Here is a 16,009-nt window from a genome sequence, read left to right on the forward strand (position 1 = left end):
TTACTGGCTGCGCGTTCGTAAACGGAACAATGCCTGGCAGACCATCGATGTAGGTACAAAAAATGTTCATTACCTCAGCCGACCTGCTTGGTCGGGCTGTGGTAGATATCAGCGAACATGTCAGCCATGGCTTCTTCGCTGGGTTCTTCCTGCATTTGCACGCTGACGGCGCGACTGACCAGTTGATGACGACGCGGCAGATGCAGGTCATCCGGAATCCGCGGGCCATCGGTCAGGTAAGCCACCGGCAACTCATGACTGATTGCCAGGCTCAACACCTCGCCCAGACTTGCCGTTTCATCCAGTTTAGTCAGTATGCAGCCAGCGAGCCCGCAGCGCTTGTAACTGTGATAAGCAGCCGTTAGAACCTGTTTCTGGCTGGTGGTTGCCAACACCAGGTAATTTTTTGCCCGGATGCCACGACCGGCCAGGCTTTCAAGCTGCATGCGCAGGGCCGGATCGCTGGCCTGCAGGCCTGCGGTATCGATCAGCACCACGCGCTTGCGCAGCAGGGGATCCAGCGCCTGCACCAGGGACTGGCCCGGATCGACATGGGTCACCGACACATTGAGAATCCGCCCAAGGGTCTTGAGTTGTTCCTGAGCGCCGATGCGGTAGCTGTCCATGCTGACCAGCGCAATGCTTTGCGCGCCGTACTTGAGCACGTAGCGGGCAGCCAGCTTGGCCAGCGTGGTGGTCTTGCCCATGCCGGCCGGACCGACCATGGCAATCACACCCCCTTCTTCCAGCGGCTCGACTTCTGGCGTGCTGATCATCCGTGCCAGGTGTGCCAGCAACATGCGCCAGGCCTGGCGAGGCTCGTCGACGTCGGTAATCAACGCCAGCAGGTCGCGGGACAACGGACCGGACAAACCGATGCGCTGCAGGCGACGCCAGAGGTTGGCCTGTGCCGGGGCATTGCCCTGCATCTGGCTCCAGGCCAGCGAGCCGAGCTGGACTTCCATCAGCTCGCGCAGGCTGTTGAGCTCGAAACGCATCGATTCCAATGCCCGCGGATCCACGCCGGCAGGCGCCGGTGCCGGGGCAGGTGCCGCACGGCGCGGCTCGGTGTAGGTCGGCTCGATCAGTGGCTCGGCAGCGGTGAGCGGCAGGCCGGCGAACAGTTGGCGATTGGTCGACTTGTCGCTCTCGCCCTCGTTGCGCAGGCTCAACTCGGCCTGGGCGTTGACGATCCGCGACTGGGTCTTGCGCAGCTCATCTTCGAGTTCCATGTTCGGAACGCGCGGGGCCAGCGCCGACAGCTTGTAATCCAGGGCTGCCGTGAGCTCGACACCACCGGCGATCCGGCGGTTGCCGATGATGGCGGCATCAGCGCCCAGCTCATCACGAACCAGTTTCATGGCCTGGCGCATATCGGCGGCGAAAAAACGCTTAACTTGCATAAACCACTACCTCAGCCATTGGGCCCTACTGTCGCAACGATGGTCACTTGCTTGTTGTCAGGGATTTCCTGGTAAGCCAACACGTGCAAACCGGGAACTGCCAGCCGGCCGAATCGCGACAGCATCGCGCGGACCGGACCCGCCACCAGCAGGATGACCGGTTGACCTTGCATTTCCTGACGCTGCGCCGCTTCGATCAACGACCGCTGCAGCTTCTCAGCCATGCTTGGCTCCAGCAAAACGCCCTCTTCCGAGCCTTGCCCTGCCTTCTGCAGACTATTGAGCAAAATTTGTTCCAACCTGGGCTCCAGAGTGATAACTGGCAGCTCGGACTCAGTCCCTACAATGCTTTGGACGATTGCGCGGGATACACCAACGCGCACGGCGGCCACCAGCGCGGCAGTATCTTGACTCTTGGCGGCATTGTTCGCGATGGCTTCGGCAATGCTGCGGATGTCGCGCACCGGCACCTGCTCGGCCAACAGCGCCTGCAGAACCTTGAGCAACTGCGACAGCGACACCACGCCCGGCACCAGCTCCTCGGCCAGTTTCGGCGAGCTCTTGGCCAGCAATTGCATGAGTTGCTGCACTTCTTCGTGGCCGATCAGCTCACTGGAGTGCTTGTACAGAATCTGGTTCAGGTGGGTCGCCACTACGGTACTGGCATCGACCACGGTGTAGCCGAGCGATTGCGCCTGCGCACGCTGGCTGATTTCGATCCAGACCGCCTCCAGCCCGAAAGCCGGATCCTTGGCGTTGATCCCGTTGAGCGTGCCATAGACCTGCCCCGGATTGATCGCCAGTTCGCGATCCGGGTAAATCTCCGCTTCCGCCAGGATGACCCCCATCAGGGTCAGGCGGTAGGCACTTGGCGCCAGGTCGAGGTTGTCACGGATGTGCACGGTCGGCATCAGGAAACCCAGGTCCTGGGAGAGCTTCTTGCGCACCCCCTTGATCCGCGCAAGCAACTGGCCACCCTGGTTGCGGTCCACCAGCGGAATCAGGCGGTAGCCGACTTCCAGGCCGATCATGTCGATGGGCGTGACGTCGTCCCAGCCAAGCTCCTTGGTTTCCATGGCGCGGGCAGGCGATGGCAGCAGTTCCTGCTGACGCTTGACCTCTTGCAGGGCCTGGACCTTGACGGCGTTCTGCTTTTTCCAGAACAGGTAGGCACCGCCTGCCGCCAGGGCCGCCATGCTCAGGAAGGAGACGTGCGGCATGCCGGGCACCAGGCCCATCACCGCCATCAGGCCGGCTGCCACGGCCAGGGCTTTCGGCGAGGCGAACATCTGGCGATTGATCTGCTTGCCCATGTCTTCCGAACCGGAAGCACGGGTCACCATGATCGCCGCCGCTGTGGATAACAACAGTGATGGCAATTGCGCCACCAAACCGTCACCGATGGTCAGCAGGGCGTAAACCCGGCCGGCGTCGCCGAAGGACATGCCGTGCTGGAAGATACCGACCGCCATGCCGCCGATCAGGTTGATGAACAGAATCAGCAGGCCGGCGATGGCGTCACCGCGCACGAATTTGCTGGCACCGTCCATGGAGCCGTAGAACTCGGCTTCCTGGGCCACTTCCGCGCGACGGGCCTTGGCCTGGGGCTGATCGATCAGGCCGGCGTTCAAGTCGGCGTCGATCGCCATCTGCTTGCCGGGCATCGCATCGAGGGTGAAACGTGCGCTCACTTCGGAAATCCGCCCGGCACCCTTGGTCACCACGACGAAGTTGATGATCATCAAAATCGCGAAGACCACGATACCGACGACGTAGTTGCCGCCAATCACCACTTCGCCGAACGCCTGGATCACCTTGCCCGCCGCGGCATGACCGTCCTGGCCGTGGAGCATGACCACCCGTGTGGACGCCACGTTCAACGCCAGTCGCAACAGGGTCGCCACCAGCAGAATCGTCGGGAACACCGCAAAATCCAGGGGCCGCAAGGCGTAGACGCACACCAGCAGGACCACGATCGACAACGCGATGTTGAACGTGAAGAACACGTCCAGCAGGAACGGCGGCACCGGCAGCATCATCATGGCCAGCATGACCAGCAGCAACAGCGGCACGCCCAGATTGCCTCGACTGAGGTCTGCCATGTTCGTGCGAGCAGTGTTGAGTAACTGAGTGCGATCCACCGGTTTTCCCCGTTCCTTTAAAGCAAACTTTTGACGCCAGCAGCAGGCGCAGAGCGGCTATTGCAAGAAGCCTTCCAACTTCTGCGGGGGATTGAAATGGAGAGGATCAGAGGGGGATTTGTACTGACAGGACAGGCCTGATCGCAAGCAGGCTCGCTCCCACAATGACACACCGCCAAAACTGCGGGAGCGGCCCGCTCGCGACGAGGCCAGACCGTCCGGGAAGGGGCGCTGTTACGAGTCCCGGCGCAGGTCCGGCGGAATAGGCAGGTCATCCTTCAACGGATCCGGCCGCTTGCCCTTGCCCGCCTTGTACTGGCGGATCTGATAGACGTAGGCCAACACCTGGGCGACAGCGAGGTAGAGGCCGCCAGGGATTTCCTGCTCGAGCTCCGTGGAGTAATAGATCGAACGCGCCAGCGCCGGCGACTCCAGCAGGAGTACTTCGTTGGCCACGGCGATTTCACGGATCTTCAGGGCCAGGAAGTCACTGCCCTTGGCCAGCAGCACCGGCGCGCTGCCTTTGTCCGGATCGTATTTGAGCGCCACCGCGTAGTGAGTCGGGTTGGTAATGACCACGTCAGCCTCGGGAATCGCCGCCATCATGCGCCGCTGGGACATTTCGCGCTGCAACTGGCGAATCCGCTGTTTGACCTCCGGCCGACCCTCCTGATCCTTGTGCTCGTCACGCACTTCCTGCTTTGTCATCAGCAGCTTCTTGTGGCCTTCCCAGAGCTGCACCGGCACGTCCACCGCCGCAATGGCGAGCAGCCCGCACGACATCCACAACGTACTCCAGCCCACCACTTGCAAGCAGTGGATGATGGCCATCTCCATAGGTTCATGGGCGATACGCATGAGGTCATCGATGTCTGAAGACAACACCGTCAGGGCGACGATCAGTACGATCAGAAATTTCGCGAACGCTTTGAGCAATTCAACCAGCGCCTTGACCGAGAACATCCGCTTGAGACCCGCCAACGGGTTCATCCGGCTGAATTTCGGCGCCAGAGAACTTGCCGCAAACAACCACCCCCCCAGCGATATCGGCCCGAGAAACGCCGCGAGTACCAGGGTAATCATGATCGGCTGAATGGCCAGCAACGCGCTAAGCCCCGAGCTCATCAGATAAGTGCTCATCGAGCGCTGATCGAGGATGACTTCCCGCGACAGAGAGAAATTCTGCCGCATCAACTCCATCAGGTCTTGCGCCAGCGCCCCGCCAAAAATCAAAAGCGCAGAGGAGCCGGCGAGCATGATGGCCAGTGTGTTCAACTCCTTGGAGCGGACGATTTCACCCTTTTCACGGGCGTCCGTTTTCTTTTTCTCCGTGGGGTCTTCTGTCTTGTCCTGACCGCTTTCGCTCTCAGCCATGACTCAGCGCGCCTGTGCCAGTTCGCGTAAAAACTGCAGGGCCTCGGAGGCCAGCGGTTGATACTGATTGAGGATGTCCGCCAGGCCGACCCAGACGATGAACAGACCGAGCACCAGGGTCAGCGGAAAACCGATGGAGAAGATGTTCAACTGCGGCGCAGCCCGGGTCATGATGCCAAACGCGATGTTGACCACCAGCAACGCAGTGATCGCCGGCAGCACCAGCATCAGCGCCGCACCGAGCACCCAGCCGAGCTTGCCGGCCAGCTCCCAGTAATGATTGACCATCAACCCGCCACCGACCGGCAGCGTGGTGAAGCTTTCGGTGAGGACTTCGAACACCACCAGGTGGCCATTCATGGACAGGAACAACAGCGTCACCAGCATGGTGAAAAACTGTCCGATCACGGCCACTGATACGCCATTGGTCGGGTCGACCATGGAGGCAAACGCCATCCCCATTTGCACGGCGACGATCTGCCCCGCCACAACGAAAGCCTGGAAGAACAGCTGGAGCGAAAACCCCAGCAAGGCACCGATGAGTATCTGCTCGGCGATCAGCAGCAGCGCACTCAAGTCGAGCGCGTTGACGGGAGGCATCGGCGGCAGCCCTGGAACGATCACTACGGTGATGGCCAGCGCAAAATACAGCCGCACGCGCGTGGGCACCATCTTCGTACCGAAAATCGGCATGACGATCAACAGCGTACCGATGCGAAACAAGGGCAGCATGAACGTCGCCACCCAGGTACTGATCTGGGTATCGGTCAGCTGCAGCAGCGATGACATGGCTTAACCGATGACCAGCGGGATGTTGTGGTACAGCTGGATGATGTACTCCATGAAGGTCTGGACCATCCAGGGACCGGCAACGATCAGGGTGACCAGCATCACCAGCAGGCGCGGCAGGAAGCTCAGGGTCTGTTCGTTGATCTGCGTGGCGGCCTGGAACATCGCCACCAGCAGGCCGACCAGCAGGCTGGGAATCACCAACACCGCCACCATCATGGTGGTCAGCCACAGCGCCTCGCGAAAGATGTCTACCGCGACTTCCGGCGTCATGGCGAGACACCGCCGAAGCTGCTCGCCAACGTGCCGATGATCAAGGCCCAGCCATCCACCAGCACGAACAGCATGATCTTGAACGGCAGGGAAATGATCAGCGGCGAGAGCATCATCATACCCATGGCCATCAGTACACTGGCCACCACCAGGTCGATGATCAGGAAGGGAATGAAGATCATGAAGCCGATCTGGAACGCGGTTTTCAGCTCAGACGTGACGAACGCCGGCACCAGGATGGTCAACGGCGCCTGGTCCGGCGTCGCGATATCCGTGCGTTTGGACAGGCGCATGAACAGCTCCAGGTCGCTGCTGCGGGTCTGGGCCAGCATGAAGTCCTTGATCGGCACCTGGGCCTTGGCCACCGCGTCCTGCGCCGTGAGTTTTTCCGCCAGGTACGGCTGCAAGGCATCCTGGTTCACCCGGTCGAACACCGGCGCCATGATGAACAGGGTCAGGAACAGTGCCATGCCGGTGAGGATCTGGTTCGACGGCGTCTGCTGCAGGCCCAGGGCCTGACGCAGGATCGAGAAGACGATGATGATCCGGGTGAAACTGGTCATCAGCATGACGAACGCCGGAATGAAGCTCAGCGCGGTCATGATCAGCAGGATCTGCAGGCTGACCGAATACTCCTGCGCACCCTCGGCATTGGTGCCCAGGGTGATGGCCGGAATCGACAACGGGTCCGCGGCGAAAGCCAGCGGCGCCGCCAGCATCAGGGCCAGGGTCAAGACGATGCGTAGCGCACCCATTACTTCTTATCCTTCTGATCCTTGCCCATCAGCTCCATCAGGCGCTGGGCAAACTCCGGAGTGGCTTTCTCGGTGACCGGCACGTGCACCGGCTCCTTGAGCACATGCAACGCGGTGATGGTTCCCGGGCTCAACCCGAGCAGGATCTGCTCGTTGCCGACCTGTACCAGCATCAGGCGGTCACGCGGACCGAGCGCGCGGGAGCCGATCAGTTCGATCACCTGCCCTTTGCCGGCCGGCCCGGCCTGCTGAACCCGGCGCAGCAACCAGGCGAGGAAGAAGATCAACCCCAGCACCAGCAGCAGACCGAGCACCAGTTGCGTCAGTTGCCCCGCGACGCCGCCGTTGACGGCAGGTGCAGCGACAGCGGTCGCCGCCGGTTCGGCCGCCAGGGCCGCGCCCGACAGCGCCATCGACAGCAGGTAACCCAGAACCTTTTTCACTCAGCGCAGCTTCTTGATGCGTTCGCTTGGGCTGATCACGTCGGTCAGGCGGATGCCGAACTTCTCGTTGACCACCACCACTTCGCCGTGGGCGATCAACGTACCGTTGACCAGTACGTCCAACGGCTCGCCGGCCAGGCGATCAAGCTCGATCACCGAACCCTGGTTGAGTTGCAGCAGGTTGCGAATGTTGATGTCGGTGCTGCCGACTTCCATGGAGATCGACACCGGGATATCGAGGATCACGTCCAGGTTCGGGCCTTCCAGGCTTACCGGTTCGTTGTTCTTCGGCACGCTGCCGAATTCTTCCATCGGCAAACGGTTGGAAGACGAGGTGGCGGCATCGGCAGCCAGCAGCGCATCGATGTCGTCCTGCCCACCTTCACCGGTTTCTTCCAGGGCCGCAGCCCATTCATCGGCCAGCGCCTGATCGTCCTGGGTATTCATCTCGTCAGCCATCATGTGTCCTCGGCAGGCAACCCCCGATCGGGTTGCCGTCAGTTAATCGCGAATGGTTTGGAGCGCCGTTCAACGACGCTCGATCGGCTCGATCACTTGCAAGGCAAGGTTGCCTTTGTGCGAGCCCATCTTGACCTTGAAGGCCGGCACGCCGTTGGCGCGCATGATCATGTCTTCGGGCATTTCCACCGGGATGACATCCCCCGGCTGCATGTGCAGGATGTCGCGCAGCTTCAACTGGCGACGGGCAACCGTGGCGCCGATCGGCACATCGACATCCAGCACGTCCTGGCGCAAGGCGTTGACCCAGCGTTCGTCCTGGTCGTCGAGGTCCGACTGGAAGCCGGCATCGAGCATTTCCCGCACCGGCTCGATCATCGAGTACGGCATGGTCACGTGCAGGTCACCGCCACCGCCATCGAGCTCGATGTGGAAGGTCGACACCACAATGGCCTCGCTCGGGCCGACGATGTTGGCCATGGCCGGGTTCACTTCGGAGTTGATGTACTCGAAGTTCACTTCCATGATCGCCTGCCAGGCTTCCTTCAGATCGACGAAGGCCTGCTCCAGCACCATGCGCACCACACGCAGTTCGGTCGGGGTGAACTCACGCCCTTCGATCTTCGCGTGACGGCCGTCGCCGCCGAAGAAGTTGTCCACCAGCTTGAACACCAGCTTGGCGTCGAGAATGAACAACGCCGTGCCGCGCAAGGGTTTGATCTTGACCAGGTTGAGGCTGGTCGGCACGTACAGCGAGTGCACGTATTCGCCGAACTTCATCACCTGCACGCCACCGACCGCCACGTCCGCCGAGCGACGCAACATGTTGAACATGCTGATGCGCGTGTAGCGGGCAAAACGCTCGTTGATCATTTCCAGGGTCGGCATGCGTCCACGGACGATGCGATCCTGGCTGGTCAGGTCATAGCTTTTTACGCTGCCGGGATCGGCAGCGATATCGGTCTGTACCAGACCATCGTCGACGCCATGCAACAGCGCGTCGATCTCATCCTGGGACAGCAGGTCCTGCACGGCCATGTCGTGTTCCTACTGCAGTACGAAATTAGTGAAAAGCAACTGTTCGATGACCACTTTGCCGAGTTCTTTCTGCGCCACTTCCTGGACGCTGGCCGTGGCTTTCTGGCGCAGCATTTCCTGACCGACCGGCGACGCCAGGGTCGCGAAATCCTGCCCGGAGAACAGCATGACCAGATTGTTGCGGATGACCGGCATGTGCACCTTGAGCGCATCGAGGTCGGCCTGGCTGCGGGCCTGCATGGTGATGCTCACCTGCATGTAGCGTTGACGGCCGTTCTGGTTGTAGTTGGCCACGAAGGCTGGCGCCATGGCCTCGAAAACCGCCGGTTGATGGCCGACCGGTGCGGCTTCGACCGGTGCGGCAGGCTTGCTCTGGGCACTGTGCATGAAGTACCAGGTGGCCCCTACCGACAAGCCGATCGCCAGCAGCAGAGCCACCACGCCCGCGATGATCAGCTTGAGTTTGCCTTTGGTTGCGGGGTCTTTTACTGCTGCAGCTTCGCTCTTCGCCATGCCAATAATCCGTCACTATTCGGGGTTTCACAGTCGCACGGAGAGGAAAGAGCAAGTGTTATGCCAGAACGCTCACCACAAACGACTGTGGGAGCGGGCGGACCCGCGAATGCACCTGCCAGACACCGTTTCGATGCCTGGCAGGCTCATTCGCGAGCCCGCCCGCTCCCACAAGGAGAAGAGTGAATCAGTTCAGGCGTAGTAATCCACCGCGCTGGTGCCGATCACGCTGGTTGCCGTGGCGGCGGCTTCGGCAATGCCGGAGGCGAGGTCGTCATCCGAGGCATCGAGGCGACCGCCGCTGGCATTGGTGCGGCCACCCTGACTCTGTTGAGCCTGTTCCTGGCCTTGCTGCGAACCGCGGGACTGGTCGGAGACGTTGACGTCGACTTGCCCCATGCCCTGCTGTGCAAACATATCGCGCAAGCGATGGATCTGCCCGTCCAGCGCCTCACGAACGCTCGGATGAGCACTCATGAACGTCACCTGGGTCTGCTGGTCCGGAACCATGTTGACGCGGATATCGAGCCGCCCCAGCTCAGCCGGCTGCAACTGGATATCGGCCGCCTTGAGATTGGCGCTGGACAGGTACATGACCCGGTTCACCACTTCCTCGGTCCAGCCGTTCTGATGCATGGCGATCGGCTGGTTGACCGGCAAGGCGTTGGCGGTTTTTGGCGTAGCCGCCTGGGTCAACGCCGCCAGACGGTTGGCGAAGTCGTCGACACGGGTATCGCTGCTGGCGGACTTCAGGTCCTTGAGGCCGTCGCTGATCAGCCCGCTGAATGCCTTCTCTCCACCCTGACTGGTGCTGTCCTTGTCAGCCTGTACATCGAGCATGCTGGCCATGCCGGCGGCGAAGTTCTGCGCGGAAGTCGGCTCACCATCAGCCTGCGCCTGCGCCGACGTCGGCGCCGCCTTGGGCTGTGCCTGACTGGCTGCCGAAATATGCCCCCCCTGCTCCATGGCCATACGCACCGCAGGAAGCGCGTCGAGCGGATCGGCTTCCGGATCGAAATCGCTGTCGGCGGCAACGGCTGGCTGCGTCGTCACCACGGCCGCAGCGACAGGTGCTTCGACCTGTGGTTGCACGGCGGCGACCACCGGTGCCGCCTGCGGTGCGGGCTCCGTGACCACCGGTTGTATCACCGGCAGCAAGGCGGGATCGAGGGCCGGATCGACCGGCGCGGTGTCCGCCACCGGCGCCGCATTCGCATCGCCGTCCGCCGTATCGTCGCTGGCGGTCTTGTCGTCGGCGGGCGCCGGCTTTTCGGCGGGCAAGGATTTGCCGCTATCGGCAACCGTCGGCTCCGAGGCGGCAGATTTGTTGTCGCTCAGGTCTTTTTTGCCGGCGTTCTCCGGGGTCTTTTCCGGCGCCTTGTCCTTCGCCGGCCTAGCCGGTGCATCGGCCAAGGCAAAGGGCTTGGTCTGGGATTGATTGGCGTAGACCTGAGCGAAGCTGGACGCCTTGTCCCCAGGCTCTGCGGTCAGCGCCGATGAATTGGCGGAGGCGGCTTGAGTCTTGGCCTGCGCGGTGGCCTGAAGAAGAATATTGGGGGTAACGGGCATGAAACGGTCTCCGCTGCACTGGAATCGTAGGTACAGTTGCGGAGATTGCTGCAAGGGTTGAGCCAGCTTTTACAAATATGCGTTAAAAGCGCTGGACGGTCGTGCTTTGAGCAAGGGAACGCTGGCGTTCCGCCTCATAGAGCGGACGGACAATCGCGAATTCGCCATCGATTTCACCGACCAGTCGTTCGATGCCCGACAGCGGCTTCTGCTTGCTGCGTTGCTCGAGCTCATGGCACAACTGGGCCAGGCGAGTGGCGCCCATGTTGCTGCAACTGCCCTTGAAACTGTGTGCCGTGGCACCCAGCGTTTCGGCATCGCCCGTCTCGTGCAACTGACTCAGGCGCTCTTCGGAGTCGGCCAGGAAGGTATCCAGCAACATCGAATACTCATCGCCCATGACCTCTTGCAACGCGCTGAGCACGTCGCGGTTCAGGTGTGTGTCAGCCACTTGTTCACTCCTTGATCAAGAATGCGTGGATTATGCCAGAGCCTCCCAGAAAAACTCCACGCAGGCGGTACGACCATCGTCGCACCAGTTGGCATTTCGACCCAACTGACGTATCAGGCTTACGCCGCGACCCGACAAACGGATGCCGTCCAACGGGCGCGCCATCACTCGTTCGACGTCAAAGCCCTTGCCGCTGTCCTCCACCCGAATCGTCAGGCAACCGCCTTCGTCCCTTGGCGTAACCTGCAAATGGACTCGCACGTAACCTTCCTGAAGCTCGTCCAGGCGCGCATTACGTTCTTGATAGTAGCGGGTGAAGCCCGAGACATCGCGCTTGAGGCTTGAGTCCAGCCCCAGTACGCCATGCTCCAGGGCGTTGGAATACAACTCCGCCAGCACGCTGTAGAGCGCTCCGCTCTGCGCGCGCAGACCGTGGACTTCCAGCAGCAGTTGCAGCAGATAGGGCAGCGGATTGAAGCGTTTGAGGGTGGCGGCGCGAAACTCGAAACTCACCGACCAGTCCAGCGGACAGGATTGGCCGCTATCGGAATAAACCAGTGCCGGCGGACTCAACTGCGCCGCTTCCACCAGACTGACCTCGACCATGCTGACATCGTCGCGGGCCTCGCCGCGGAAATCCCGCAGCGCCTGGTCGATCTCCTCGAACAGTCGGTCCGGGTCGCGATTGGCCGCAAACACCTGCTGCAAACGCTCCACGCCAAACAGGCGCTCGTGAGCGTCGCAGGTGTCGATGACCCCGTCGGACAACAGGAACACCCGATCGCCCAAGGCCATCGGATACACCTCGGTGCGGTCATCGAAAGCCTGCGGACTCAGCACCCCGAGCGGCAAATGCCGGGCTTTCAACGGGGTGCGCTCGCCGCTGGCGATGCTGTGCAGGTAGCCATCCGGCATTCCGCCATTCCAGACCTCCACCGAACGCCGCTGGAAACTCAGGTTCAGCAGCGTCGCGCAGCAGAACATGTCGACCGGCAGGATACGCTTGAGTTTGGCGTTCATCTCCCGCAGGGTTTCCGCCAGGCCGTAACCCTTGGCGGTCATGCCGTAGAAAACCTCGGCCAGTGGCATGGCTCCGACGGCGGCGGGCAGGCCGTGACCAGTGAAATCGCCCAGCAGCACATGCATGTCGCCGGCCGGGGTGAAGGCCGCCAACAGCAAATCGCCGTTGAACAACGCGTAGGGTGATTGCAGATATCGGATATTGGGGGCGTTCAGGCAGCCGGAATGGGCGACCTTGTCGAACACGGCCTTGGCGACGCGCTGTTCGTTGAGCAGATAATCGTGGTGCCTGGCGATCTGGTCCCGTTGCTCCAGCACCGTGGCTTGCAACCGGCGCAAGCGGTCCATCGCCTTGATTTTGGCGGCGAGGATCACCTGGTTGTAGGGTTTTGCCAGAAAGTCGTCACCACCCGCCTCCAGGCAACGGGCCAAGGCTTCGCTTTCGCTGAGCGACGTCAGAAAGATAATCGGCACCAGGGTTTCCCCGGCCAGGTCCTTGATCTGCCGCGCCGCCTCGAATCCGTCCATGACCGGCATCATCGCGTCCATCAACACCAATTGCGGTCGTTGCTGGCGAAACGCTTCGACCGCTTCGGCGCCATTGGCCGCAGTGAGCACGTCATGGCCCTGGCGGCGCACGATACTCGACAGCAGCATGCGATCAGCCGCACTGTCCTCGGCGATCAGGATCGTCAGCGCCTCGAGCATCGGTTGCACGATGCTCATACCACGTCAAAGATATGTTCGAAGTTGGAAATGGCGAGGATCTTGCGCACATCCGCATTGGCGTGGGTCAACCTGATATCGGCATTCTCGCCACCGGCATGGTCACGCAACAGCAACAGCATGCCGAGCGCCGAACTGTCGAGGTAGGTGGCGTCTTTCAGGTTCACTTCGAAGTAGTCGGGCTTTGGCTGAAGGAACTCGTAGGACTCGCGGAACGCCTGGTGCTTGGCGAAATCGAAGCGTCCCTTGATCGATATTGTCAGCTTTTGCCCATCGGGAGAGACTTCAGTAACGACTGACATTGCATGGCTTCCTTGTCATTAGTGAACAACGTTGTACAAGGTTTAGCACTTGGCGCAGACAGGGGCAAGGCCGAAGAGCGGCGGTGCATTCAAGGGCACCTGCAACTGGCCCGCGAAGACCGATAACGCAATCCACTTGAGTCAATAAGGATGCTCACGCGGCAACCGCTGGGACAATTCGTCCAGCAATTTCTGTTCGCGCTTGTCTTCCAGTTGCCGGGCTTCATCGGCGTAGCGTTGCACCAGTTTGCGCAACCCCTCGACCCGGGCGTAGGCCTGCTGCCAGGCTTCCCGTCCCTTGTTCAGGTTGTTCTGATGCCAGACCAGGCTTTGGCGCTGTTGATCGATCGCCACGCCCAACTGCGCCAGAAAGCCCTGGTACCCCAGCAACCATTGGCCCGAGACGCCACTGCTGCCGCGAATGATCCACTGCTCCTGATAGTCCAGGCGAAAGGCCTCGAGGTCGGCGAGTTTGCTTTCCGCCAGGCGTACCTGGCCCTGAAAATACCCCAGGCGCTGGACGGCGGTTTTTTCGGCCTTCTCGGCCATTTCCACCACCGGCGCCAGGCGCCCTGCCCGACTCTGCGCCATGACCGGTTAACCGCCAGCTGCCGGCGCAAAGATCGAACCGAGATAGGCTTCGCTCTCGCCCAGGCTGATGCTGTCGTTGAGCCCTTGGCGCAGGTACTTGACCAGTTGCGGCTGCAGGGAAATCGCCAGGTCGGTTTCCCGGTCACCACCGGCGACATAGGCACCGACGCTGATCAGGTCGCGGCTCTGTTGATAACGCGACCACAACTGCTTGAAATACTGCGCCCGCGCCATGTGCTCCGGCGATACCACCGACGGCATGACCCGACTGATGGACGCTTCGATATCGATGGCTGGGTAATGGCCCTCTTCAGCCAGGCGTCGGGACAGGACGATATGCCCGTCGAGCACGCCCCGCGCCGAGTCGGCGATAGGGTCTTGCTGGTCGTCGCCTTCGGACAGCACGGTATAGAACGCGGTGATCGAGCCGCCACCCTTCTCGGCATTACCGGCGCGCTCCACCAGCTTCGGCAGCTTGGCGAACACCGATGGCGGATAACCCTTGGTCGCCGGCGGCTCGCCGATGGCCAGGGCGATTTCCCGCTGGGCCTGGGCGAAACGGGTCAACGAATCCATGAGCAACAGGACGTTCTTGCCCTTGTCGCGAAAATACTCGGCAATCCGCGTGCAGTACATCGCGGCACGCATCCGCATCAGCGGCGCATCGTCCGCCGGGGACGCCACCACCACGGAACGCTTGAGGCCTTCTTCACCGAGAATGTGCTCGATGAACTCCTTGACCTCACGACCCCGCTCGCCGATCAGCCCGACGACGATGATGTCGGCCTCGGTGAAGCGCGTCATCATGCCCAGCAGCACACTCTTGCCCACGCCGGTACCGGCGAACAGCCCGAGTCGCTGGCCACGACCGACCGTCAGCAAGCCGTTGATCGAGCGAATGCCCACGTCCAGCGGCTCGCTGATCGGGTGGCGCTTGAGCGGGTTGATCGTCGGGCCGTCCATCGGCACCCAGTCTTCAGCCTTCATCCCGCCCTTGCCGTCCAGCGCACGACCGGCGCCGTCGAGCACCCGCCCGAGCATGCTCATGCCCATTGGCAGGCGGCCGGTATCCGCCAGTGGCACCACCCGCGCGCCCGGTGCAATGCCGGCCACGCTGCCGACCGGCATCAGGAACACCTTGCTGCCGGAGAAACCCATGACTTCGGCTTCGACCTGTACCGGGTGGTAACTGTCGTCGTTGATGACCATGCACCGGCTGCCCATGGCGGCACGCAAACCTTCGGCCTCGAGGGTCAGGCCGACCATGCGCAGCAAGCGACCTTCGAGGATCGGCGCGCCGGCCAACTCCGTGGCCTCGGCGTAACCGCCCAGGCGCTTGGCAAAGCTGGTGCGTTCAAGGCGCATCGGGTTCTTCCGGCTCAGGCGCGGCAGCAGGCGCCGGAGCGACCGGCAGTTCCAGGCTCAGGTCCGGCGCAGCCGGATGCAAGGCCTGCTCGTGCAACTGATCGAACAGCTTGTCCATGACCCGGGCCACACGCGTTTCGACTGTGGCATCGATCCGGCTGTGCTCGGTTTCGACCCGACAACCGCCGGGCAACAAGGCTTCGTCCTCGACGATGCGCCAGGTTTCTTCATGGCGCTCGCGCAGGGCCTTGACCTGTTCGAAATCCTGCGGGTTGATGTACAGACGAACATTGCCCACGCCCAACGGCAACAACTTGAGAGCGTCGCGCATGACGTGCTCGATTTGCGTCGAGTCAATGGCCAGTTCGCGCTGGATCACCTGGCGGGTGATGTGCTGCACGAGGTCGACCAGGGACTTTTCGATCTGCGTGTCCTGCTCGGCGATGGGTTCGAACAGGTTGACCATCAGCTGTTCGAGCGCCGCGATTTTCGGCGTCAGGGCCGCTTCGGCCTCCTGACGGACCTTGAGTGTGGTGCTGTGGAAACCCTCTTTCTCGCCGGTCGCGAAGCCTTCGTTGTAGGCCTCCTGGCGAATGGCTTCGAGTTCTTCGAGCGTCAGCGGCTGGACTTCCTCCAGCGGCACTTCCTCGATTTCCGGTGGTTCCGGCTCGGGTTCCGGCTCGGGCTCCGGGGCAGGCGGGTCGAAGCTGGGCAACGACCAGACGTCGAACCCACTGACATCCCTGGCACGGATCAGGTCGGTGGGGGACTCATCATGTTTGGACGACATAGTGAAA

The 16,009-nt window shown here is 61.8% G+C and carries 17 protein-coding genes; all 17 read right to left on the bottom strand.

The annotated features are described in order from the left end of the window. Window positions 1-74: 74 nt before the first annotated feature. The 17 genes from flhF to fliH all read right to left on the bottom strand — a co-directional run bounded on the left by flhF (window position 75) and on the right by fliH (window position 16,002). The gene (flhF, locus tag IB249_RS03520; RefSeq protein ID WP_192302114.1) at window positions 75-1,403 is read right to left on the bottom strand and encodes a flagellar biosynthesis protein FlhF; all 1,329 of its coding nucleotides are present in this window, start codon (window positions 1,401-1,403) and stop codon (window positions 75-77) included. Between the two features lie 11 nt (window positions 1,404-1,414). Beyond that, complete coding sequence (gene flhA, locus IB249_RS03525) at window positions 1,415-3,544, bottom strand: flagellar biosynthesis protein FlhA (RefSeq protein WP_192302115.1); 2,130 nt, start codon at window positions 3,542-3,544, stop codon at window positions 1,415-1,417. Between the two features lie 234 nt (window positions 3,545-3,778). Then, window positions 3,779-4,918, bottom strand: coding sequence for a flagellar biosynthesis protein FlhB (flhB, locus tag IB249_RS03530; protein ID WP_192302116.1), 1,140 nt, complete (start codon window positions 4,916-4,918; stop codon window positions 3,779-3,781). A 3-nt stretch (window positions 4,919-4,921) separates the two neighbouring features. Then, complete coding sequence (gene fliR / locus IB249_RS03535; RefSeq protein ID WP_192302117.1) at window positions 4,922-5,707, bottom strand: flagellar biosynthetic protein FliR; 786 nt, start codon at window positions 5,705-5,707, stop codon at window positions 4,922-4,924. A gap of 3 nt (window positions 5,708-5,710) precedes the next feature. Beyond that, window positions 5,711-5,980, bottom strand: a complete 270-nt coding sequence (gene fliQ / locus IB249_RS03540) for a flagellar biosynthesis protein FliQ (RefSeq protein WP_192302118.1) — start codon at window positions 5,978-5,980, stop codon at window positions 5,711-5,713. Further along, the gene (gene fliP, locus IB249_RS03545) at window positions 5,977-6,735 is read right to left on the bottom strand and encodes a flagellar type III secretion system pore protein FliP (protein WP_053156624.1); all 759 of its coding nucleotides are present in this window, start codon (window positions 6,733-6,735) and stop codon (window positions 5,977-5,979) included. Before fliP ends, fliQ begins: the two co-directional genes overlap by 4 nt. Beyond that, window positions 6,735-7,178 carry a flagellar biosynthetic protein FliO gene (gene fliO, locus IB249_RS03550; protein ID WP_192302119.1) on the bottom strand — a complete coding sequence of 148 codons (444 nt, stop codon included), beginning with the start codon at window positions 7,176-7,178 and terminating at the stop codon, window positions 6,735-6,737. The genes fliP and fliO overlap by 1 nt, the downstream gene beginning before the upstream one ends. Further along, window positions 7,179-7,637 (bottom strand): flagellar motor switch protein FliN, encoded by a 459-nt coding sequence (fliN, locus tag IB249_RS03555; protein WP_192302120.1) that lies wholly within the window; start codon window positions 7,635-7,637, stop codon window positions 7,179-7,181. A 69-nt stretch (window positions 7,638-7,706) separates the two neighbouring features. After that, window positions 7,707-8,675, bottom strand: a complete 969-nt coding sequence (gene fliM / locus IB249_RS03560) for a flagellar motor switch protein FliM (RefSeq protein ID WP_192302121.1) — start codon at window positions 8,673-8,675, stop codon at window positions 7,707-7,709. A 9-nt stretch (window positions 8,676-8,684) separates the two neighbouring features. Continuing rightward, on the bottom strand, window positions 8,685-9,188 hold the full coding sequence (fliL, locus tag IB249_RS03565) for a flagellar basal body-associated protein FliL (RefSeq protein ID WP_192302122.1): 504 nt from the start codon (window positions 9,186-9,188) through the stop codon (window positions 8,685-8,687). Window positions 9,189-9,380: 192 nt separating this feature from the next. Further along, the gene (locus tag IB249_RS03570) at window positions 9,381-10,757 is read right to left on the bottom strand and encodes a flagellar hook-length control protein FliK (protein ID WP_192302123.1); all 1,377 of its coding nucleotides are present in this window, start codon (window positions 10,755-10,757) and stop codon (window positions 9,381-9,383) included. Between the two features lie 82 nt (window positions 10,758-10,839). After that, on the bottom strand, window positions 10,840-11,208 hold the full coding sequence (locus IB249_RS03575; protein WP_192302124.1) for an Hpt domain-containing protein: 369 nt from the start codon (window positions 11,206-11,208) through the stop codon (window positions 10,840-10,842). Between the two features lie 30 nt (window positions 11,209-11,238). Continuing rightward, a complete protein-coding gene (locus tag IB249_RS03580) occupies window positions 11,239-12,945 on the bottom strand; it encodes a SpoIIE family protein phosphatase (RefSeq protein ID WP_318653490.1) in 1,707 nt (568 codons plus the stop codon). Between the two features lie 5 nt (window positions 12,946-12,950). After that, the gene (locus tag IB249_RS03585; protein WP_192302126.1) at window positions 12,951-13,256 is read right to left on the bottom strand and encodes an STAS domain-containing protein; all 306 of its coding nucleotides are present in this window, start codon (window positions 13,254-13,256) and stop codon (window positions 12,951-12,953) included. A 141-nt stretch (window positions 13,257-13,397) separates the two neighbouring features. Then, a complete protein-coding gene (gene fliJ, locus IB249_RS03590) occupies window positions 13,398-13,847 on the bottom strand; it encodes a flagellar export protein FliJ (protein WP_192302127.1) in 450 nt (149 codons plus the stop codon). A gap of 6 nt (window positions 13,848-13,853) precedes the next feature. Further along, entirely contained in the window at window positions 13,854-15,212 is a 1,359-nt protein-coding gene (gene fliI, locus IB249_RS03595; RefSeq protein WP_192302128.1) for a flagellar protein export ATPase FliI, read from the bottom strand. After that, window positions 15,202-16,002, bottom strand: coding sequence for a flagellar assembly protein FliH (fliH, locus tag IB249_RS03600; protein WP_192302129.1), 801 nt, complete (start codon window positions 16,000-16,002; stop codon window positions 15,202-15,204). The genes fliI and fliH overlap by 11 nt, the downstream gene beginning before the upstream one ends. Window positions 16,003-16,009 lie beyond the last annotated feature (7 nt).

This window comes from Pseudomonas sp. PDM04 (genome assembly GCF_014851765.1).
Classification (GTDB): Bacteria; Pseudomonadota; Gammaproteobacteria; order Pseudomonadales; family Pseudomonadaceae; genus Aquipseudomonas.